19 protein-coding genes are annotated in these 19,776 nt (G+C 71.5%); 4 read left to right on the forward strand and 15 right to left on the reverse strand.

Annotated elements, in window-relative coordinates; genetic code table 11:
• Positions 1-180: 180 nt before the first annotated feature.
• Positions 181-834, reverse strand: coding sequence for a GntR family transcriptional regulator (locus ACFQS1_RS35950; RefSeq protein WP_378976663.1), 654 nt, complete (start codon positions 832-834; stop codon positions 181-183).
• 26 nt (positions 835-860) lie between these two features.
• On the opposite strand from ACFQS1_RS35950, the gene ACFQS1_RS35955 reads away from it, so the two are divergent.
• Positions 861-2,153: an outer membrane protein assembly factor BamB family protein gene (locus ACFQS1_RS35955; protein WP_378976665.1), complete on the forward strand. Its 1,293-nt coding sequence runs from the start codon at positions 861-863 to the stop codon at positions 2,151-2,153.
• Between the two features lie 92 nt (positions 2,154-2,245).
• Here the strand turns inward: ACFQS1_RS35955 and pilO are convergent, their stop codons facing one another.
• The 9 genes from pilO to ACFQS1_RS36000 all read right to left on the reverse strand — a co-directional run bounded on the left by pilO (position 2,246) and on the right by ACFQS1_RS36000 (position 11,097).
• Complete coding sequence (pilO, locus tag ACFQS1_RS35960) at positions 2,246-2,824, reverse strand: type 4a pilus biogenesis protein PilO (protein ID WP_378976667.1); 579 nt, start codon at positions 2,822-2,824, stop codon at positions 2,246-2,248.
• Positions 2,821-3,522: a PilN domain-containing protein gene (locus ACFQS1_RS35965; RefSeq protein ID WP_378976669.1), complete on the reverse strand. Its 702-nt coding sequence runs from the start codon at positions 3,520-3,522 to the stop codon at positions 2,821-2,823. The genes pilO and ACFQS1_RS35965 overlap by 4 nt, the downstream gene beginning before the upstream one ends.
• Positions 3,522-4,547 (reverse strand): type IV pilus assembly protein PilM, encoded by a 1,026-nt coding sequence (pilM, locus tag ACFQS1_RS35970; protein WP_378976671.1) that lies wholly within the window; start codon positions 4,545-4,547, stop codon positions 3,522-3,524. The genes ACFQS1_RS35965 and pilM overlap by 1 nt, the downstream gene beginning before the upstream one ends.
• 16 nt (positions 4,548-4,563) lie before the next feature.
• On the reverse strand, positions 4,564-5,352 hold the full coding sequence (locus tag ACFQS1_RS35975) for a prepilin peptidase (protein ID WP_378976673.1): 789 nt from the start codon (positions 5,350-5,352) through the stop codon (positions 4,564-4,566).
• A gap of 76 nt (positions 5,353-5,428) precedes the next feature.
• Positions 5,429-5,908 carry a prepilin-type N-terminal cleavage/methylation domain-containing protein gene (locus ACFQS1_RS35980; RefSeq protein ID WP_378976675.1) on the reverse strand — a complete coding sequence of 160 codons (480 nt, stop codon included), beginning with the start codon at positions 5,906-5,908 and terminating at the stop codon, positions 5,429-5,431.
• A 101-nt stretch (positions 5,909-6,009) separates the two neighbouring features.
• Positions 6,010-7,242, reverse strand: a complete 1,233-nt coding sequence (locus ACFQS1_RS35985) for a type II secretion system F family protein (protein ID WP_378976677.1) — start codon at positions 7,240-7,242, stop codon at positions 6,010-6,012.
• Positions 7,243-7,246: 4 nt separating this feature from the next.
• A complete protein-coding gene (locus ACFQS1_RS35990; RefSeq protein WP_378976679.1) occupies positions 7,247-8,383 on the reverse strand; it encodes a type IV pilus twitching motility protein PilT in 1,137 nt (378 codons plus the stop codon).
• Between the two features lie 32 nt (positions 8,384-8,415).
• Positions 8,416-10,083 carry a GspE/PulE family protein gene (locus tag ACFQS1_RS35995; RefSeq protein WP_378976681.1) on the reverse strand — a complete coding sequence of 556 codons (1,668 nt, stop codon included), beginning with the start codon at positions 10,081-10,083 and terminating at the stop codon, positions 8,416-8,418.
• Between the two features lie 39 nt (positions 10,084-10,122).
• The gene (locus ACFQS1_RS36000; RefSeq protein WP_378976683.1) at positions 10,123-11,097 is read right to left on the reverse strand and encodes a GlxA family transcriptional regulator; all 975 of its coding nucleotides are present in this window, start codon (positions 11,095-11,097) and stop codon (positions 10,123-10,125) included.
• Between the two features lie 170 nt (positions 11,098-11,267).
• Here ACFQS1_RS36000 and ACFQS1_RS36005 point away from each other — a divergent pair, with 170 nt between their 5' ends.
• Positions 11,268-12,455, forward strand: coding sequence for an MFS transporter (locus tag ACFQS1_RS36005; RefSeq protein ID WP_378976685.1), 1,188 nt, complete (start codon positions 11,268-11,270; stop codon positions 12,453-12,455).
• A gap of 24 nt (positions 12,456-12,479) precedes the next feature.
• On the opposite strand, the gene ACFQS1_RS36010 is transcribed toward ACFQS1_RS36005, so the two are convergent.
• Positions 12,480-12,782: an STAS domain-containing protein gene (locus ACFQS1_RS36010; RefSeq protein WP_378976687.1), complete on the reverse strand. Its 303-nt coding sequence runs from the start codon at positions 12,780-12,782 to the stop codon at positions 12,480-12,482.
• 66 nt (positions 12,783-12,848) lie between these two features.
• Here ACFQS1_RS36010 and fxsT point away from each other — a divergent pair, with 66 nt between their 5' ends.
• Positions 12,849-15,272 (forward strand): FxSxx-COOH system tetratricopeptide repeat protein, encoded by a 2,424-nt coding sequence (gene fxsT, locus ACFQS1_RS36015; protein ID WP_378976689.1) that lies wholly within the window; start codon positions 12,849-12,851, stop codon positions 15,270-15,272.
• Here fxsT and ACFQS1_RS36020 read toward each other — a convergent pair.
• The 3 genes from ACFQS1_RS36020 to fxsA are packed head-to-tail and all read right to left on the reverse strand — an operon-like array spanning position 15,191 to position 18,598.
• A complete protein-coding gene (locus tag ACFQS1_RS36020; RefSeq protein ID WP_378976691.1) occupies positions 15,191-16,930 on the reverse strand; it encodes a putative bifunctional diguanylate cyclase/phosphodiesterase in 1,740 nt (579 codons plus the stop codon). The two genes, fxsT and ACFQS1_RS36020, sit on opposite strands and share 82 nt — an antisense overlap.
• Positions 16,931-16,955: 25 nt before the next feature.
• Positions 16,956-18,395: an aKG-HExxH-type peptide beta-hydroxylase gene (locus ACFQS1_RS36025; protein ID WP_378976693.1), complete on the reverse strand. Its 1,440-nt coding sequence runs from the start codon at positions 18,393-18,395 to the stop codon at positions 16,956-16,958.
• A 17-nt stretch (positions 18,396-18,412) separates the two neighbouring features.
• Positions 18,413-18,598: an FxSxx-COOH cyclophane-containing RiPP peptide gene (gene fxsA, locus ACFQS1_RS36030; protein WP_378976695.1), complete on the reverse strand. Its 186-nt coding sequence runs from the start codon at positions 18,596-18,598 to the stop codon at positions 18,413-18,415.
• A 397-nt stretch (positions 18,599-18,995) separates the two neighbouring features.
• On the opposite strand from fxsA, the gene ACFQS1_RS36035 reads away from it, so the two are divergent.
• Entirely contained in the window at positions 18,996-19,400 is a 405-nt protein-coding gene (locus ACFQS1_RS36035; RefSeq protein WP_378976697.1) for a hypothetical protein, read from the forward strand.
• 18 nt (positions 19,401-19,418) lie between these two features.
• Here ACFQS1_RS36035 and ACFQS1_RS36040 read toward each other — a convergent pair whose 3' ends face one another.
• Complete coding sequence (locus ACFQS1_RS36040; protein WP_378976699.1) at positions 19,419-19,703, reverse strand: DUF427 domain-containing protein; 285 nt, start codon at positions 19,701-19,703, stop codon at positions 19,419-19,421.
• Positions 19,704-19,776 lie beyond the last annotated feature (73 nt).

Below are 19,776 nucleotides of genomic sequence, written 5' to 3' on the forward strand. Positions count from 1 at the left end.
CGCCGGCGATCACCGCAACCCCCATTTTTGATCACGAGTCGCGGCGCCCACAGTCCATCCCCCGCCCCCGCACTTGGGTGGGGCCGAGTAGAGCAGGTGGGTACGACAAGAATTCGTCGCTGTCCACAGAGGGCCGGGCGGGCGCGTCGGACCTCGACCCCGGATGGTCTCTAGAGGTCTCTAGAGGTCGTCGAAGAGCTCTCGCTCGACCCGGTCGCGGTAGTCGACGTAGATCTGCCGATACCGCGCCAGCGCGCCCTGGGTGTCGCCGGCCTCGAGGAGGTCGATGATCGCGTCGTGGCCCTCGATCCAGATGTGCCACAGGCCGCTCTCGGCGGTCATCGCGAGGATCCGCATGGTGCGCGCGACCACGAGATCCACCATGGACTGCAGCTCGCGGTTGCCGCTGGCCAGGATCACGATGGTGCTGAAGTCGGCGCCGGCCGCGCCGGCCGCGAGCACGTTGCCGGCGCGCAGCGCCTCGACGAACTCCTTCTGGCGCTGGCGCAGCAGGTCGATGTGGGTCTCGGTGAGGTTGTCCACGCCCCACTCGAAACCGGCGCAGGCCAGCACGCTCATCACGTCGATCAGCTCGAGCGCGTTCTTCTGCGTCACCCGGGTGACGTGGCGGGTGCGGTTGGGCGCGATGTCGATCAGGCCCTCGACGGAGAGCTGGGCGATGGCCTCGCGCACCGGGGTGATGCTGACGCCGAGTCGCGACGCCAGCTCGGCGTCCTTGATCAGCGTGCCCGGGGGCAGCTCGCCGGTCACTATCTCGTTGCGCAGCTGCCGGACCACGGCCGCGGTGCGGGTCGGTGGGACCGCATAAGACATACCGGCAGCGTACTCACGGTTACCGGATGCCGACGCGGGCACTCGCCGTGCATGCTGAACGCATGGTCGCCGAGGTCCCGCTGATCGATCTCGACCGCCCGCCGCCCGCCGGCGCGGAGATCCGGGCGGTCGAGCGATCGCGTCCGGTCCGGCTGCTCGCGGTGCTGGTCATCGCGCTGCTCACGCTCGGCGGCTCGGTCGTGCCGCCGCCGGGGCTGACGCCCGTCCTGTCGGTGTCCGAGCCGGTCACGTCGCTCCAGCTGGGTGCCGGGTCGCTGTTTCTGTCGACCCCCACTTTCGTACGCCGTTACGACCTGCCCGCCGGCCGCACCCGCTGGACGCGGCCGTTCGACCGGGCCGTGCAGACCCTGTGGACCGACGGCGCCGACCGCACCGTGCTCGTCCTGTCCGGCAGCGAGCAGCAATGGCTGACCGCCCTGGACGCCACCACGGGCCGCCAACTGTGGTCCCAGGAATCCCCCGACACGTCCGTGCTCACCGCCACCCCGGGCGGCGTGCTCACCCAGTCGGGGTGGAACGGCCGCAGCTCGCTGCGCCTGACCGACGCCCGCACCGGCCGCGTGGTCTGGACCCGCGAGGTCGACCCGGCCGGCTTCCTCGGCCCGGACGAGCTCTACCAGGGCGGCTCGCCGTGGATCGTCGCGGTGGGCAACGACGGCGACGTGGTCGTCCTCTCGTACGCGGACGGCAGCGTGCTCGCCCGCGGCGACCTCGGCCTGATCTACGAGCAGGGCGGCGACCACTCGGTGCCGGCCAACGCCGCGTCGGTCAGCGTGGTCGGCGACCGGCTCTACCTGTCCCGGCGGGTGCGGGGGAAGGTGTCGCTGACCGCGTACTCGGTGCACTCGCTGACCCCGCTCTGGCGGACCGAAGGTGGCCCGGTCGGCACCGTGTCGGACTGCGGGACGGTGCTCTGCGTGGCCGACACCCGCTGGGTGACGGCGGTGGATCCGGCCGGCGGCGGGGTGCGGTGGGAGCAGCCGTCGTGGGGGATCGCCTATCGGTACGACGCCGGCCGGCTGTTCGCGTACGACAACCAGGAGGACGCCGAGGCGGCGCTGATCGACGCCGGCACCGGCCGGGTGTTGCACCCGCTCGGGCACAGTCGCCAGCTCGGCCGGCTGATCCTGCGCACCGAGGGCATCCGCACCTGGGTGTCGGTGCCCGACGCGGCGACCGGCGACCTGCGCACGGCGGGCTCGATGACGCACGTGGCCTCGTTCCGCTGCCAGCAGGCCGCCGGCTACCTGGTCTGCCCCACCCTGACCGGCGACACCATCGTCTGGCGCGTCGGCTGACGGAAGGCGCGGGCCGCGGGGATGGCGCCGGCCGCGGATGGCACCCGGCCGCGAGGGATGGCGCCGGCAGGCTGGCCGGCGCCGACAGCGGGTCAGGAAGTGGTCGCCACGCACGTGGCGCTCTTGCGGCAGAAGGCGGCGAGCGCCAGCGTGGCCGCCATCTCGCCGGGGTTGCTGCCGACGCCGAGGTTGACCGAGCTGATCAGGACGGCGCGGCTCTGCACGTTCTGCAGGCGGTTGAGGAACCGGCTGAGATTGGCCGGCGTGCCGGTGGCGGTGAGCGTGATCGGCACCGAGACGACGTCGGCCGCGCCGGTCGACTTCGCCGGGGCGCCGACGCTGACGCCGCTGACCGTGACGCTCACCGCGGTGCCCGAGGTCTGCAGGGCGCGGAGGTAGTTCGGCACGTCGTACGACTCGGGCATCGCGGCTTTCTTGGCGTCGAGCTGCGCGGTGTACGTCGGGAGATCCTTGGCCTTGGTCTTCAGGTCGGCGAGGTCGTGCTTGAGCGTGACCAGGGCCAGCTCCTGGTCCTCGACCTGCCCCTGCTTGTCCGCGCGGTCGGCGTCGATGGGCTTGATCGCCAGGAGGTACGCGGCCACCACGATCACGATGATCCCGGCCAGGCCGCCGAGCATCCAGAGGCGGTCGGTGCGTCGGATACCCATCATTTGCCTCCGCACGGCTTGGGGCTGTACCGGCCGCACAGGAAGCTGGTCTCGATGCTCGCGGTGAGCGTGTACGTCCAGGTGGCCGGCTCGGTCTCGGCGGCCGAGGTGAGATAGACATCGGTCAGCCCGTCCACCTTCGCGACCGCGTCGACGAAGCCGGCGATCGTGGGCTTGTCCTTCGCCTTCCCGGAGATCGTCAGCGTGCCGGACGTGCCGGAGCTCGCGGCGGCCGAGCCGGCGGTCTCGTCGTTCAGCGATCCCGCGATGGCGGTGAGGGTGACCTTCCGCGCGGTCGCGGTGGTGCGCAGCGAGTCCAGCAGCGTCTGCCAGGGCAGATCGTGGGCGAGCACGATCTTGAGGTCGGCGGTGATCTGGTCGCGGGTCTCGATCGCGTCGGTGACCGTCTTGTACTGCTGCGCGCGGGTCTCCTTGCGGATCGTGTCGACCTGTCCGGTGACCGAGGCGAGGTCGTCGGCGACCAGGTCGCGCTGCTTGTCGGCCTGCCAATACCACCCGCCGACCAGCACCGCGACCACGGCGACCGCGGCGGCCAGCACGATCCGGGTACGGCGGGCGTTGCGGCCGGCCATGATCTCCATGGGCAGCAGGTTGGCCCGGATCGGCAGGATCCGGTTGATGTGCTCGGGGGAGCTGGCCGGGTCGAGCGGCATGAGGGCCGTGGTGCTGATGTCGCTCATCAGGCTGCCGCTCCCAGGGTCAGGCCGATCGACACGGCGGCCGACGGCACGAAACTGTCGAACCCGCGCTCGCGGCCCTTGCGGGTGTCGCGCAGCCGGCTGGCGCTGTCGGCGTACATCACGGTGATACCCAGCTGCTGCTGCAGGTGCTCGGCCAGCCCGGGCATCAGCGCGCTGCCGCCGCAGAGCGCCAGCCGGGTGACCTGCTTCTGCCGCTCGCCGGAGGCGAGATAGGTGAACGAGCTGCGCAGCTCGCTGGCGAGCGGGCGGACCGCCTCGGCGGCCGCATCGACGGTGACCGGGTTGCCGTCGCCGTGCAGGCCGTAGTGGCATTTGATCGCCTCGGCCTCCGGCGGCGGCACGCCCAGCCGGGTGGCGATCGAGGTGGTGATCTCGGTGCCGCCGCGCGGCACGGTCCGGACGATGAGCGGCTCGCCGTCGGCGTGCACGACCACGCTGGTGACGTCCGAGCCGATGTCGACGATGGCCTCGACCTGGGCATCCAGCCGGGAGGCGGAGCGCAGCAGGGCGAACGAGGCGAGGTCGACCCCGACCACGTGCAGGCCGGCCTTCTGCGCGGCCTCGACCGCGGTGAGCACGGCCGCCTTCGGCATGGCGATCAGCAGCCCGCGTACCGTCGGGTTGCTGCCCGGCTCCTCCAGGGGATAGAAGTCGAGCACGGCCTTCTCGACCGCGAGCGGCAGCGCGTCCTTGACCTGGAACGGCAGCGCCTGCTTCAGCTCCTTGGCCGGCAGGTTGGCGACCGACATCTCGCGCACCACCAGTTGCGGGTGGGTGACGCCGATGCTGACCCGCTTGGTGCCGAACTTGCACCCAGCCCAGAGCTGCTTGAGCAAGCCGGTGATCGCCACCGGGTCCTGGACGACCCCGCCCGTCACCGTGCCCGGCGGCAGCGGGATCTGACCGAAGTTGTTGAGGGCGTACCCGTCCTTGCTGCGACGGACCTCGACGGCACGGATCGAGGACGAGCCGATGTCGAGCCCGATCGGGATGACCCCGGCCATCTGCGAGTCCCTTCGTTCAGGCGGTGGGTGTGATCAGGCCCGTGTACCAGCTGACGATCGGCGCCGCCGCGAAGACCGCGAGGAAGGCGCCGGCCAGCATGTACGGGCCGAACGGGATGCGGCTCTTACGGGTGGCCGCGCGCGCGGCCAGCAGCAGCGCGCCGGCCACGCCGCCCAGCAGGAAGCCGGCGAACGCGCCGACGACCACCGAGCCCCAGCCGAGCCAGCCGAGGTAGAAGCCGAGCAGCGGGGCGAGCTTCACGTCGCCCCAGCCCATGCCCTTCGGCAGCACGGCGAGGACCCAGTAGCCGGCGTAGAGCAGCGCGGCCGCGGCCAGGCCGCGCAGGACAGCGCCCCAGCTGTGCTCGGCGATCACCGCGGGGATCAGCAGCAGCGGCGCGACCGCGTACGAGGGGACGACGATCTTGTCGGGCAGGCGCTTGAGGTCGATGTCGATGGCGGCCAGCGCGATCGCGATGGCGGCCAGATAGAGGTAGGCGGGCAGCTCCCAGGACCAGCCGAACTTCGCGGCGACGGCGACGAACAGCGCGCCGGTGCCGGCCTCGACCAGGGGGTACCGCACGCTGATCGGCGCCGCGCAGTCGGCGCACTTGCCGCGCAGCATCAGCCAGCCGAGCACCGGGATGTTGTGCCGGTGGCGGATCGAGTTGCCGCAGTGCGGGCAGTGCGAGCCCGGCCGCGAGAGCGACTCGTTGCGCGGCAGCCGGTGGATCACGACGTTCAGGAACGAACCGACCGCGAGCCCGAGCAGGCCGGCGACGCTGAGCAGGAACTGCTGCGGCATTTCGACCTCCTCGGGCTGATGGTGGATTGTCCCGGACGGCGCCGTAGCGCCGTCCGGGTCATGCTTCAACCGATCCTCAGTCGCAGGTGTCCATGCTGGCATCGGGCACTGCCGTGACGGAGCCACCATCCGCGCTGTTGTAGACGTAGACCTTGCCGCTGCCACCGGAGTTGGTGGCGCAGACCGTGTAGGACAGCGAGTCGCCGCTCGGCACGTAGGTCATCTTCGACTTGTCCGACAGGGTGACCCAGCCGCCGTCCTCGACCTGGCCGTCGGAGCCGTCCTTCAGGTTGAAGCTGTGGTCCGTGCTCTTAATTTCCGTGGTGGGGTCCGGGTAGGTGTTGCTGTTGTCCGTGTAGTACTGCTCGATCGCGCTGACCGCGCCGCGCACGTCGCTCTGGGCGGACTTGTCAGCCGCGCCCTTGCGGTAGTTCAGGTAGACCGGGACGGCGATCGCGACCAGGACGCCGATGATGACGACCACGACGAGGAGCTCGATGAGGGTGAAGCCCTCGTCGCCCTTCTTGGCGCGAAGCCGGTTGATGGTGTCGTGCATTGGGGGTGCCTCCGAGGCTTTGGGGGTGGAGCGGGGAAGGGGTGTTGCTGGGGTCTTGCCGGGACGACCTCACATCGGCTGTTCCCGGCCGTACTTGAGGTTCAGTTGCTCTGGATGTTCTGGTAGATCGTGAACATCGGGAGGTACAGACAGATCACCATTCCGCCGACCACGGCACCCATGACGAGGACCATGATCGGTTCGATGGACGCGGTCAGGGATTCGGCGGCGCTGTCGACTTCCCTGTCGTAGAAATCGGCAACTTTGTCGAGCATCTGACTGATCTGACCGCTTTCTTCGCCGACTTCGATCATTTGGGTGACCATCTCGGGGAAGATCTTGTGGTGCCGCATGGCGGACGACATCGGCTGCCCGTCGCGTACGGCGCCCTGGACGTCCTTCATCGCGATGTTGATGACCTCGTTGCCGGTGGTCTCGCCGACCACGGCGAGCGCCTGCATCACCGGCACGCCGACGTTGAGCAGCAGGCCGAGATTGCGGGAGAACCGGGCCATCGCGAGCTTCTGGAAGAGCGAGCCGAAGACCGGCATGCGGACCTTCAGCTTGTCCACCGCGAGCCGGAACTCGGGGCTCGCCCGCATCTGCCGCTTGTAGCCGATCGAGCCGCCGACCAGCAGGATCACGAGCAGCGGGCCGATCCACCACATGTTGTGGCTGGCGTCGACCAGGAACTGGGTGATCGCCGGCAGCTGGCCGCCGAGGTTCTTGAACATCGACTCGAAGATCGGGACGATGAAGATCAGCACGGCCGCGATCAGCACGAACGTGAAGGCGAGCACGATCGCCGGATAGGTCAGCGCGCTCTTGATCTTGCTGCGCAGCGCGGTGTCCTTCTCCAGGCTGGCCGCGATCTGCTCGAGCGCCCGGTCGATCATGCCGCCGGTCTCGCCGGCCCGGATCATGGCGATCATCAGGCGCGGGAAGACCTTGTCGTGCTTGGCCATCGCGGCCGAGAGCGAGACACCGCCGGCCACATCCGTACGCGTCTCGCCGATCGCCGCCTTGAGCGACGCCGCCGAGGTCTGTTCCTCGAGGATCGCCAGCGACCGCAGCAACGACATCCCCGAGGACGTCATCGTGGCGAACTGCCGGGCGAAGATCGCGAGGTCCTTCATCTTCGTGCGGCCGCCCAGGCCCGGGATCTTCAACTCCTGGTTGAGACCATGGCCGGCGCCGCTCACCTGGAGCGGCACCTCGCCGCGCTGCCGCAGCATCTGGGTGGCGGCCGCCTCGTTGGGCGCCTCCACCGTGCCCTTGGACTTGCGTCCGGTGGCGTCGATGCTGCTGTAGTGGAACGTCTTGGTCAGGGGCATGGCGTCACATCCGGCCCATCAATCTCTTGAGTTCCTCCTGCGAGTGGCAGAGCTCGAGGGCGACCTGCAGGGCGACCCTGCCCTCCCGGACCTTCTCGGCCAGGTCCTGGTCGAAGGCGAGCATGCCCTCGGAGCCGCCGGCCTGCATGAACGAGGGGATCTGGTGCGACTTGCCCTCGCGGATGAGGCTGCGGATGGCCGGGGTGGCGGTCAGGATCTCGGCGACCACCGTCCGGCCCTTGCCGTCCGCGGTCGGCGCCAGCGCCTGCGTCACCACGCCCTGCAGCGAGGCGGCCAGCTGTGCGCGGATCTGGAGCTGCTGGTGCGGTGGGAAGATGTCGATGACGCGGTCGATGGTCTGGGTGGCGCTCTGCGTGTGCAGGGTGGCCAGCACCAGGTGACCGGTCTCGGCCGCGGTCAGCGCGGTCGCCGTCGTCTCCAGGTCGCGCAGCTCGCCGACCAGGATGATGTCCGGGTCCTGCCGCAGCGCGTGCTTGAGTGCGCTGGCGAAGTCCTCGGTGTCCGAGCCGACCTCGCGCTGGTTGACCACGCTCCGCTTGTGCGGGTGGAGGAACTCGATCGGGTCCTCGATGGTGATGATGTGCGAGGCGCGGCTGCGGTTGGCGAGGTCGAGGATCGAGGCCAGCGTGGTGGTCTTGCCGGAGCCGGTCGGGCCGGTGACCAGCACGAGGCCGCGGGGCAGGTGGGCGAAACGAGACACCGAGGCCGGCATGCCCAGCTCGTCCAGCGGCTTGATCTTGTGGGGGATGGCCCGGAAGACCGCGCCGCACGAGTTGCGCTGGACGTAGAGGTTGCCGCGGAAGCGGGAGACGCCCACGATGCTGTGCGCGAAGTCCAGCTCCTGCCGGTCCTGGTAGGTCTGCCACTGCTCCGGCGAGATCGCCGCGCGGGCCAGCAGCGCGGTGTCGGCCGAGTTGAGGTTGCCGTAACCGGGCAGCGGCCGCAGGGAGCCGTTCACCCGGATCATCGGCGGGATGCCGACGGTCAGGTGCAGGTCGGAGCCGCCCGACTCGACGAGCGTCACGAGCATCTGGTTGAGCACGGCGAGGTCGCCCGGCGCGGACGCGGGCGGCTCGACCGGGTTCGTCTGGTGCGGCACCTGCTGGTCGGTCGTGTACATCAGCTCCCCTATCGGACGATTTCGGGATTTTCTTAGACCGCGACGCGGGAGACCTCGCGTACGGACGTGAGCCCGCCCGCCGCCTTGGCCAGCCCGTCCGCCCGCAGCTCGTACATGCCCTGGTCGAGAGCCACCTCGCGGATCTCGTTCGCGGAGGCCCGCCGGATGGTCAGCGACTCGATCTCCGGCGAGATCGGCATCACCTCGTGGATCGCGAGCCGGCCGCGGTACCCGGTGTTCGCGCAGTTCCGGCAGCCCACCGGCCGGTACAGCGCCTGCGGCACGGCCAGGTCCTCGAACGGCCAGCGGGCGCCGACCAGCTCCTCCTCGGTCGGCTGGTACGCCTCCTTGCACCAGTCGCACAGGCGCCGGGAGAGCCGCTGGGCGAGCACGCAGTCCAGCGACGACCCGACCAGGAACGGCTCGATGCCCATCTCGGTGAGCCGGGTGACCGCGCCGGGCGCGTCGTTGGTGTGCAGCGTGGAGAGCACGAGGTGGCCGGTGAGCGACGCCTCCACCGCGATCTGCGCGGTGTTCGAGTCCCGGATCTCACCGATCAGCACGACGTCGGGGTCGGACCGCAGGATGGCCGGCAGCACCGCCGCGAAGGTCAGGCCGGCCTTCGCGTTCACCTGCACCTGGTTGACCCCGCGCAGGCGGTACTCGACCGGGTCCTCGACGGTGATCACGTTGATCTCCGGCTTGCTGATCCGGCCCAGCGTCGCGTACAGGGTGGTGGATTTTCCGGAGCCGGTGGGGCCGGTGACCAGGACCATCCCGTGCGGCTTGCTGAACGATTCCGCGAAGCGGTCGAGGTTGTGCTGGGTGAAGCCCAGCTTGTTCATGTCGAGGTCGATGCCGCCGGTGTCGAGCACCCGCAGCACGATCTTCTCGCCCCACACCGTCGGCAGCGTGGCGGTACGCAGGTCGACCGTGCGGTCGCGGATGAGCGCGGTGATGCGGCCGTTCTGCGGCACCCGCTTCTCGGTGATGTCGACGCCAGACATGATCTTGATGCGCGAGGTGAGGGCCGCCATCACGCCGCGCGGCACCACGTCGACCTCGTGCAGCACGCCGTCGATCCGGTAGCGGACCCGCATGTCGTCCTCGGTCGGCTCGAGGTGCAGGTCGGAGGCGCGGTTCTGGACCGCCTGCTCGATCAGGTTGTTGACGTAGCGCACGATCGGCGCGTCGTCGACGCTGGTGGCCTGGGCCGCCATCCCGCCCTGGTCGTCCTGCTCGCCCTCGGCCAGCTCGCCCAGGTCGCTCGACTCGCGCTGAAGCTTCTCGATGATCCGGCGGACCTCGGACCGGGCCACCACCACCGGGCGCACGGTCATGCCGGTGGCCGCGCGGACGTCGTCGAGCGCCACCACGTCGCCCGGGTCGGTCACGCCGACGGTGAGCTCGCCGTCGGCCATCGACAGGCCGAGCACGCGGTGGCGCAGCACCACCGGCAGCGGGATGCGCTTGAGCGCCTGCGGGTCGGGGGTGAAGCCGGCCAGGTCGAGCGTGTTGATGCCGAAGGCCTTGGCGGCCGCGGTGGTCAGCTGCTCCTCGGTGACGACGTTGTCGTTGATCAGGACGGCGCGCACCGATCGGCCGCTGCGCTGGGCCTCGTCCGCCGCCGCGTCCACGGCGCGCGCATCGACGCCGATCTGCTTGAGCGCGTCGAGCAGCGGGCGGAAGGTCTGGTCCATGACCCAGACGATCGGACAAATGTCCGCCGAGCTGAGGAGCTATGACCCAGTTCGCAGCGGTTGCCGGAACGTCTTCCGGTACGCGCTCGGCGCCACCCCGATCGTGGCCTGGAGATGCTGCCGCAACGCCGTCGCGCTGCCCAGGCCCGAGCGACGCGCCACCGTGTCGACTCCCAGATCGGTCGACTCCAGCAGGAGTTGAGCGTGGGTGACCCGCTGGCGCAGCAGCCACTGCCGCGGGCTCATCCCGGTCTCCTCCCGGAAGCGCCGGGTGAACGTGCGCACGCTCATCCGGGCGTGCGCCGCCATGTCCTCCAGCGAGACCGGCTCGGCCAGCCGGTCGAGCGCCCACGCCCGGGTCGGCTCGGTGCCCGCGCCCGCGCTGTGCGGCACCGGGCGCTCGATGTACTGCGCCTGCCCGCCCTCCCGGAACGGCGGCACCACGCACCGGCGGGCGGCCCGGTTGGCCACCTCGGCGCCGTGGTCGCCGCGCACGACGTGCAGGCAGAGGTCGATGCCGGCGCCGACGCCGGCCGAGGTGAGGATGTCGCCGTCGTCCACGAACAGCACGTCGAGGTTCCACTTGACCTGCGGGTACAGCGCCGGGATGCAATCGGCCCAGGCCCAGTGGGTCGCGGCCGGGCGCCCGTCGAGCAGGCCCGCCGCGGCCAGCACCGACGCGCCGGTGCAGATCGACACGATCCGGGCGCCGCGCTCGGCCGCCGCCAGCAGGGCCGCCTTGACGTCCGCCCGGAGGGTGCCGTCGGTCACCGTGCTGCCGCCGTCCACGCCCGGCACCACGATCGTGTCGGCGATGGCCAGCTCGGCCAGGTCGTGGTCGGGCACGACCGTGAAGCCGGCGTGGCTGCGGATCGGGCCCGGACCGCACACACGTACGTCGTAAAGGCGCTGCTCCCGGGCGTCCCGGGCGGCCCGGAAGATCTGGGTCGCGGTGCCGAGGTCGAACGGGACGACGTGCTCGAGGGCGAGGATGGCGATCACGTGCTGAGGCATGGCCCAATTCTTGCGCATGATGGCCTTCGGGCCACTCGTGGGATCGGGCACGGCCGCCGATCATTGGTCGCGTGCCGAAGACGTACAGAATTCATCCTGCGTGGTTTGTTGCCTTTATTGCCTTTATCGCGCTGGTGGGCGCCGCCGGCTTCCGGGCGACACCCTCGGTCATGCTCCGTCCGCTGCACGACGAGTTCGGCTGGCCGCTCGGCACCATCTCCGCCGCCGTCTCGGTCAACCTGCTGCTCTACGGCCTGACCGCCCCGTTCGCCGCGGCCCTGATGGAGCGCTTCGGCATCCGGCGCGTGGTGATGGGCGCGCTGCTGCTGGTCGCGGCCGGCTCGGGACTGACCGTGTTCATGCGGCAGAGCTGGCAGCTCATCCTCTGCTGGGGCGTGCTGGTCGGGCTCGGCACCGGTTCGATGGCGCTCGGTTTCGTGGCGGTCATCGCCAACCGCTGGTTCGTCAAGCACCGCGGCCTGGTCACCGGCGTGCTCACCGCCGGCGGCGCGGCCGGCAACCTGGTCTTCCTGCCGGTCCTGGCCTCGCTCACCGAGCACCGGGGCTGGCGCGTCGCGGCCCTGACCGTGGCCGGCGTCGCGCTGCTGGTCGTACCCCTGGTCGGGTGGAAGCTGCGCGACCACCCGTCCTCGCTCGGCCTGGGCCCGCTCGGCGGCGAGTATCAGCGGCCGCAGCCGATCGCCCCCGCCGGCGCCGCCCGCACCGCCCTGCGCGCGCTGGGCCAGGCCGCCCGCACCCGCCCGTTCTGGCTGCTGGCCGGCGGCTTCGCGATCTGCGGCGCCACCACCAACGGCCTCGTCGGCACCCACTTCATCCCGGCCGCCCACGATCACGGCATGGCCGAGACCGCGGCCGCGAGCCTGCTCGCGCTGGTCGGCCTGTTCGACATCGCCGGCACGATCATCTCGGGCTGGCTGACCGACCGCGTCGACTCCCGCGTGCTGCTCGGCGTCTACTACTTCGGCCGCGGCCTGTCCCTGCTGGTGCTGCCGTCGCTGTTCGCCGCCGGCGCCCATCCGAGCATGGTGGTGTTCATCCTCTTCTACGGCCTCGACTGGGTGGCCACCGTCCCGCCGACCGTGACGCTGTGCCGGGAGTACTTCGGCGCCAGCGGTCCGGTGGTGTTCGGCTGGGTGTTCGCCTCGCACCAGTTCGGCGCGGCGATCGCGGCCAGCTCGGCCGGCTTCCTGCGCGACCAGCTCGGCACCTACGACGCCGCCTGGTACGGCGCCGGGGCGCTGGCGATCCTGGCGAGCCTGCTGAGCCTGATGCTCTTCGCCGGCAAGCACCTGAAGCCGATCGCCCCCGGAATCGGGCTCGCCACCGCCAAGGCCTAGCCGCCCAGCCGTACCCCGAAAGCCTCAGGGCGTGACCTCGACGACCTCCAGCAGCCCGCTGAGGGCGAGAATCTGATGGACCGACTTGGACGGCCCGGCCAAGCGATAGCGGATCCCCGCGTCCCGGGCGCGCTGGAAGCCGAAGATCAGCGCGCCCAGGCCGGTGGAGTCGATGAAGGCCAGTTCGCGCAGGTCGACCACGATCTCGCGGGAGCCCGCGGCCAGGGCTTCCTCGAGCGCGACGCGCACCTGGCCGACGGTGAGGACGTCGACCTCGCCGCGCAGGGCGACCGTGGTGGCGTGACGGTCCGTGTCGATACTGGTCACGATCTCATCAGGCAACAGAGCCGTCCTTCTTTCGCTGTGGTCACGTTTCCACGTACGGTAATCGGCATGCCGATCCTGGGCGGCCTCCCGCCACGTAACCCCGGTTTCGTGGGTCGCGAGGATCTCCTCTCCCGTCTGCACGGCCTGCTGACCGCGGGGCCGGTGGTGTTGCTGCCCGGCGAGGAGCATCCGCTGGGCGGTACCGGACGCACCCAGCTGGCCGTCGAGTATGTCTACCGCTACGCCGAGATGTACGACCTGGTGTGGTGGATCCCGTCCGAGCAGTCGGCCGGCGCGCGGCAGGCGCTGATCGGCCTCGCGCAGGAGCTGGCGCTGCCCGAGGCCGGCGACATCAACCGCACGCTGGCCGCGGTGCGCGACGCGCTGAGCCGGGGCGAGCCGTACCGGAACTGGCTGGTGGTGTTCGAGGACGCCAACCGGTCCGAGGAGATCAAGTCGTACCTGCCGAGCGGCGCGGGCCACGTGCTGATCACCAGCCGCAACCCGCGCTGGCCGGCCGAGGTGGCGCAGTCGCTGCCGGTGGGCGCGTTCGAGCGGGCCGACAGCGTCGACCTGTTGCGCCGCCGCGGGCCCGAGGTCGGCCCGGCCGACGCCGAGCGGCTGGCCGAGCGGCTCGAGGACGTGCCGATGGCGCTCGACCTGGCGGCGTCGACGCGCAGCATGACCGGCTGGAGCGTGCGGGAGTACGTCGAGCGGTTCGACGCGCGGAACGCCGAGCTGACGTACCCCAACCCGATCCGGGTGGCGTGGGAGCTGGCGGCCGACGCGCTGCGGGCCGACTCGCCGGCCGCCTATCAGCTGCTCGAGCTGGGCGCGTTCCTGGGCAGCGCACCGGTGTCCTGGCGGCTGCTGTGGGGCGCGCGGATGCTGCCGCTCCCGGCCGAGCTGGCCCCGGCCGTACGCATCGAACGCCGGCTGAAAGCCGCGCTGCGCCTCATCGGCCGCTACGGTCTCGCCGAGCTCGACCCACCCGGCGAGCACCTGCTGGTGCATCCCCTGTCGCGCAGCCTGCTCGGCCAGAGTCTGAGCTCCGAGCGGCACGCCGCGCTGCAGGCCACCGTCCGGGCCATGCTCGCCGCCGCCGACCCGGGCGACCCCGACGACCCGGTCGGCCGGCCGCGGTATGCCGAGCTCACCCCGCATCTGGTCCACTCCGACGTGCTCGGCGCGGAGTCCGAGGAGATCCGCCAGCTGGTGATCAACTGCGTGCGGTTCCACTACGCGGCCGGCGACTACGACTCCAGCCGCGACCTGGCCGCCGCGGCCGTGGCCCGCTGGCGCGACAGCCTCGGGGAGCACGACGAGCAGACCCTGCTCGCGTCGTTCCACCTGGCCAACGCCCTGCGCGCGCTCGGCCGCACCGCCGAGGCCCGGGTGCTCAACGAGCAGACCCTGCGCTCGCAGCGGGCCGCGCTCGGCGGCGACGACGAGACCACCCTGGCCACGGCCAACAGCGTCGGCGCCGACCTGCGCATCCGCGGCCACTTCGGGCAGGCCCGCCAGCTCGACAACGACAACATGCTGCGATACAGGCGGGTGCTCGGCGACGGCTTCCCGACCGCGCTGCGCTGCGCCAACAACCTCGCCGCCGACCTGCGCCTGCTGGGCGACTTCCGGGGCGCCCGCGCGCTCGACGAGCAGGTGCTGCGGCAGCGGCAGGCCACGCTGGCCGAGGGGCATCCCGAGATCATCTCGTCCCGGGCCGGGCTCGCCTTCGACCTGTTCGGGCTGGGCGACTACGCGGGCGCGACCGATGTGCTGGCCGCCATCCGGGCCGGCGCGATCCCCGACGACCACCCGTTCGCGCTGTGGGCCGCCCGGGTCGCGGCGATGGCCGCCCGGCGCCGCTGCCTGCCCGACGCGCGGGAGACCGCCGAGACCACCGTCGAGCTGTGCCGGCGGCGCTTCGGCGACCTGCACGTCGAGACGCTCGCCGCGATCGTCACGCTGGCGCACGCGGCGACCGCGGCCGGCGACCTCGGCCATGCGCAAGACCTGCTGGAGCGCGCGGTGGTGCGATACCACTCGCTGCTCGGCGACGACCACCCGTTCACGCTGTCCGCCTCGGCGGCGCTGGCCGGCGTGGTGCGCGCCGGCGGGGGCCACGTCGAGGCCCGCCGGATCGACCAGGAGGCCCTGCACGGCCTGCGGCGCAGCGTCGGCGCCGATCATCCGTTCACGCTGGCCTGCGCGAACGGCTACGCCACCGACCTGTTCGGGCTGGGCGAGCGACAGGAGGCCCAGCAGATCGCCGCCGACACCTGGCAGCGGTCGCACCTGCTGCGCGGGGCCGAGCACCCCGACACGCTGGCCTGCGCGTGGAACGCCGTGCTCGACGGCGGCGACGAGGAGGCCCGGCTACAGGTGACGGCGGCGCTCGCCAAGGCCTACGGCGAGGGCCATCCGCTGCTGGCCCGGGTGGCCGCGGGGGAGCGGCTCGAGACCGAGGTCGACTTGCCGCCGCTCTGATCGCCCAGCAGGGCGGTCACCTCGGGCGCCGGCATCGGCTTGGCGAAGTGGTAGCCCTGGGCGTGCGCGCACTCCAGGCCGCGCAGCCGCTCCGCCTGGCTCGCGTCCTCGACGCCCTCGGCGACCGGCGACAGCCCGAACGTGCGGGCGATCTGCAGCACCGCCTCGGCCACCGACGCGCCTGTCGCGGACTCCGGCATGGCCTGCACGAACGACCGGTCGATCTTCACCACGTCCACCGGCAGCGCGCCGAGGTGGCTCAGCGACGAGAAGCCGGTGCCGAAGTCGTCCAGCGCGATCCGCACGCCCAGCGTCTTGAGCGAGCCGAGCACCCGGGCCGACTCGGCCAGGTCGGTCAGGGCGACCGACTCGGTCAGCTCCAGCACCAGCAGGCGCGGCGGGATGCCGGTCCGCGCCAGCACCGCGCGGATGTCGTCGATCAGGTGCGGGCTGCCCAGCTGGGAGGCGGACAGGTTGACGTTCAGCTCGAAGCCGGCGTGGTCACGCTGCCACTCGACGGCCTGTTCGCACGCCCGCTCCAGCACCCAGATGCCCAGCTCGGGCATCAGGCCAATGTCCTCGGCGAGATCCAGGAACGCGGCCGGTGGGAGCAGTCCGCGCGCCGGGTGCCGCCAGCGCACCAGCGCCTCGACGCCGACGGTCTGCTCGCCGTCCAGATCGACGATCGGCTGGTAGTGGACCTCGAACTGCTGCTCGGCGACCGCCCGGCGCAGGTCGTCCTCGTCGTGCCGGCGCTGCTCGGCCTGGGCGAAGCGGGCCGGGTCGAACCGCCGGGCGACGCCCTTGCCGTCGTCCTTGGCCTGGTAGAGGGCGGCGTCCGCCTCGCGCAGGAGCGCGTCGACGTCGCTCCCGGCGCCGCGGGTGAACGCGATGCCCGCGCTTGCCCGGATGGTCAGCACGACGTCGCCGGCTTCGAGCGGCTGGAGCAGATCATGCAGGATCCGCTCGGCGACGGTGTCGGCGATCTGGTCGTCGGTGAGCCGCGGCAGCAGCACCACGAACTCGTCGCCGCCGAGGCGGGAGACGGTGTCGTTGGTGCGCACGCTCGCGTTGAGCCGCTCGGCGACGACCCGCAGCAGCTGGTCGCCGGCCGCGTGGCCGTACGTGTCGTTGATGCCCTTGAACCCGTCCAGGTCCAGCATGATCACCGCGGTCATGGTGTCGTCGGCGTCGGCGAGCGCGTCCCGGGCGTGGTCCATGAACAGGGCCCGGTTGCCGAGGCCGGTGAGCGGGTCGCGGAACGCCTGCCGGGCGAGCTGGGCCCGCTGGCGGGTGAGGTCGCGCATCAGTCCCTGGTTGGTGCGGGCGCCCAGGAGCTGCCGCACGAGGACGGTTCCGGCGACCGCGATGATCAGCCAGGTGAGGGTGTTCCGATCGCTCGCGTTGATCAGGGCCGCCACCACGATGGCCGCGCTGACCAGGGCGTACCGCGCGAGCGGCCACCGGTCGGCCAGCCTGGCGATCACGACGCTGACCGCGGCCAGGACGCCCACCGGCAGCAGCCAGGCGAGCGGGCCGCGGTGGTCGGCGTGCAGCCGCGCGAACACCAGCGGCCAGGCCGGCACCAGGAAGGACGCGAAGACCATGGCCGCGTCGATGATGCGACGCACCCGATCCAGGGCCTTGCTGGAGCTCATCAGCCACCTCCGCGCCTTCCATCGGTCAGGCCGGCGGCGACATGAGGCTTTCGTCCAGCCACTCCGCGAGGAGCCGCAGCGGAACTGTCCGGAAATATCCGTGCAAGTCGCGCAGGACCTCGGGTCGCTGCCGCATGCATTTCCACGGGCCGACAAGAGCCACTCCGGCCCAGAGCTCCGCTTCCGCTCCGCCGGGGTCCGGCTTTTCCAGACCTTTCAGGTACGCGTCGAGAGCGGCCCCCGCCGCGCCGCGAAGGTAGGCGTCGTCCCCGGGCCGTTGGCGACCTGCGGGCTGAAGACTTTGGTCACGCTCTCGCAGCGCCCGGTGCACCAGATCGAGCCGCGCGCTGCGTTCCAGGGCCCGCCCGGCGCCGCCGCGCAGCGCCGGCTCCGGGAGGCGCGCCGGCCGGCCCGCTTCCCAATCGGCGACCAGCCCGCTCACGTCCACGCTCAGATTCCGCAACCGCCACCGCACCCGGTGCTCGAGGTTGGCCCCGCGGGCCAGCCGCTCGATCCGATCGTCGACCGGCTCGCTCAGCCAGCGGCCGGCCTCGTCGCGCATCGCCCGGACGAAACGGGCGCCGGCCGCGGTCAGGACGCCGTCGGCGAGCAGTGCGTCGGCGGCGCCGGCCACGGCGGCTCGCCAGCGGGCGAACTCGAACCGGGCCAGCGGGCCGGCCTCGGCCCGCCAGAAGCGGGCCACCGACAGGTAGGCGTAGGCGCCGTGCAGCAAGCCGGAGGGCGGGCGCGGATCTTCCCGCCAGGGCGAATAGGTGTGCGGCGCGCCCGCGTCGACCAGGTCGAAGAGGGTGCGGGTGGCGTTCAGCAGGCTGTGCTGGGTCTCGTGGATCAGGCCCACCGCGAAGGACATCGCGTCGGCCGGCGGCGAGAGGGCGACGGCGCCGAACGCCTCGGCCGAGGTGGCGCTCAGGCCGGCCGCGCCCGGGTCGGGCTCGATCGGGACGATCACCCGCAGGACGGCCGCCACGATCTCGGCGGCCGGCCGGTGCCGGGTGACCAGGATCCGCCAGGCGGCCGAGAAGAGCCGCTGCCAATGGGCGGCCTCGGCGTGGGTCAGGCGTCGGGACGGTGTCAGCCCGAGGCGGGCGCGCAGCGGGTCGGTGTCCTCGAGGCGGGCGCGCACGCTCAGGCCGTCGTGGGTGGCGACCAGGTGGCGCGGCGAGGCGACCGGATCCGGCGGGAGGTCGCCGCCGGTGCGCAGGGCGGCGAGGGTGGCCGTCGTGTGCAGGGCGAGGAGAGGATCGGCCAGGGGATCGGCCAGCGCTTCGGCGCGCCGCTCGGCGTACCAGATGGGGGTCTTGATCTTGAAGTTCTTGCGGCCATCGGCGAGGAGCAGGAGATGGCGGCTCACCTGGGAGCGGCGCAGATCCTCGACGGTGGCCGGGTTCGGGCGGCCGGCCGCCAGCGCGGCGAAGGCCTCGTCGGTCAGGCGGAAGGTGCGCACGGGCCCGGCGCCCCGTCTCAGAGGGCCGAGTTGAAGCCGGCCGTGGGCTCGCCGGGGTCGTCGAGCTCGGCGTGCAGGCGGCGCAGGCAGTGGGCCAGGGCGGTGTCGCCGTCGAGCGCGGCCAGTTCCTCGAGGGACAGGCCGGACACGTCGACCATCGGTGACTGCCACTCCACGACGTCGCTCGCGGTCGTCCGGTCCACGACACCCCCTCTCCGACTCGGCGGTAACAATCAATGTATTGCGGCAAGGCTACGGTGGCCGCCGGGGTGGGTGGGGGCCGGGCGGAGCGGCGGGTACGCCACGCCGTCGTTGCGCGCCCGTGATCTCATAGGACGCCAACAGCATGAAAGTCGGCAACGGAGGACAAAACTGTGCCGGGTGGAAATCTGGCGGATCGGCGCGCGGCGTTCACCGCGTCCGCGACCGGTGACGACGGGGCGGCCGGGCAGGCCGTGGCCGCTTCCGCGGAGGCGACCGAGACGGGGCCGGCGGGCGCGGGTCCGGTCGGGGCGGGTCCGGCCATGCCCGTGATGCCCTTTCCGACCTTTGAGAATGTGCCCACCCTGCCGCAGCAGTCGCCCGGCAATGGATACGAGAGTGGAAGGGACAGCCGTGCCCGGTGACGTTCCCCAGCTGCCGCGGCGTGGACCGGCCCCCGCGGTCGACCGGATGAGCAACGCGGAGCTGGCGCGCATGGTCGAGTCCGAGCACCCGTACCGGGGCAAGGCGCTCTTCGAGCTGTCCGACCGGATCCCGCACGACGACGACGCGGCGACCAAGGTGGCGATGCTGAGCCGGCTGAGCTCGCTGCGGCGGGCGCGGCTGTTCGACCGGGTCTCGCTGGCCTGGTCGGCGATCATCGCGCTGCTGGCGGCCGAGACTGCGCACGCTCGCGCCTCGGCCTACGAGGCGTTCGGCGCGCTCGATCCGGCGGAGCAGCGGGACATGCTGGATTACCTGGAGGTCTCGGCGATCGAGGAGGCCCACCCACGCATCGCGTGAGCGGGCCTCGCGGGTTGATCAGGCCTCTACGTGAACCTCTTTGCGGAAGGCGACCCGGTCGCGGACGGCCTTGGCATCCGGCTTGGGCTCGGGGTAATACCAGACCGCGTCCGGAGCGGTCTGTCCGTGGGATGACAGCGTGTAGTAGGACGCCTTGCCCTTCCACGGGCAGACGGTGTGGGTGTCGGAGGGCACCAGCACCTCCTCGCGCAGACTGGCGCGGGGGAAGTAGTAGTTGCCCTCGACAATCACGGTGTCGTCGCTCTCGGCGATAACTTCGTCGTTCCAGATGGCCTTCGGCATACGAACGAACGTAGCGCGGAACGCGGCGGCCGTCCGATATGCGAACATTAATCGCCATGGTGGGTGAAAGGTA

This window comes from Paractinoplanes rhizophilus (assembly GCF_042664765.1).
Classification (GTDB): domain Bacteria; phylum Actinomycetota; class Actinomycetes; order Mycobacteriales; family Micromonosporaceae; genus Actinoplanes; species Actinoplanes rhizophilus.

Coding starts and splice junctions, on each gene's coding strand:
- ACFQS1_RS35955 (WP_378976665.1), top strand. CDS start 861: ATGCCGACGCGGGCACTCGCCGTGCATGCTGAACGCATGGTCGCCGAG.
- fxsT (WP_378976689.1), top strand. CDS start 12,849: ATGCCGATCCTGGGCGGCCTCCCGCCACGTAACCCCGGTTTCGTGGGT.
- ACFQS1_RS35950 (WP_378976663.1), bottom strand. CDS start 834: ATGTCTTATGCGGTCCCACCGACCCGCACCGCGGCCGTGGTCCGGCAG.
- ACFQS1_RS36005 (WP_378976685.1), top strand. CDS start 11,268: ATGCTCCGTCCGCTGCACGACGAGTTCGGCTGGCCGCTCGGCACCATC.
- ACFQS1_RS35980 (WP_378976675.1), bottom strand. CDS start 5,908: ATGCACGACACCATCAACCGGCTTCGCGCCAAGAAGGGCGACGAGGGC.
- ACFQS1_RS35975 (WP_378976673.1), bottom strand. CDS start 5,352: ATGCCGCAGCAGTTCCTGCTCAGCGTCGCCGGCCTGCTCGGGCTCGCG.
- ACFQS1_RS35995 (WP_378976681.1), bottom strand. CDS start 10,083: ATGGACCAGACCTTCCGCCCGCTGCTCGACGCGCTCAAGCAGATCGGC.
- ACFQS1_RS35985 (WP_378976677.1), bottom strand. CDS start 7,242: ATGCCCCTGACCAAGACGTTCCACTACAGCAGCATCGACGCCACCGGA.
- ACFQS1_RS36000 (WP_378976683.1), bottom strand. CDS start 11,097: ATGCCTCAGCACGTGATCGCCATCCTCGCCCTCGAGCACGTCGTCCCG.
- ACFQS1_RS35990 (WP_378976679.1), bottom strand. CDS start 8,383: ATGTACACGACCGACCAGCAGGTGCCGCACCAGACGAACCCGGTCGAG.
- pilM (WP_378976671.1), bottom strand. CDS start 4,547: ATGGCCGGGGTCATCCCGATCGGGCTCGACATCGGCTCGTCCTCGATC.
- ACFQS1_RS36020 (WP_378976691.1), bottom strand. CDS start 16,930: ATGAGCTCCAGCAAGGCCCTGGATCGGGTGCGTCGCATCATCGACGCG.
- pilO (WP_378976667.1), bottom strand. CDS start 2,824: ATGATGGGTATCCGACGCACCGACCGCCTCTGGATGCTCGGCGGCCTG.
- ACFQS1_RS36040 (WP_378976699.1), bottom strand. CDS start 19,703: ATGCCGAAGGCCATCTGGAACGACGAAGTTATCGCCGAGAGCGACGAC.
- ACFQS1_RS35965 (WP_378976669.1), bottom strand. CDS start 3,522: ATGAGCGACATCAGCACCACGGCCCTCATGCCGCTCGACCCGGCCAGC.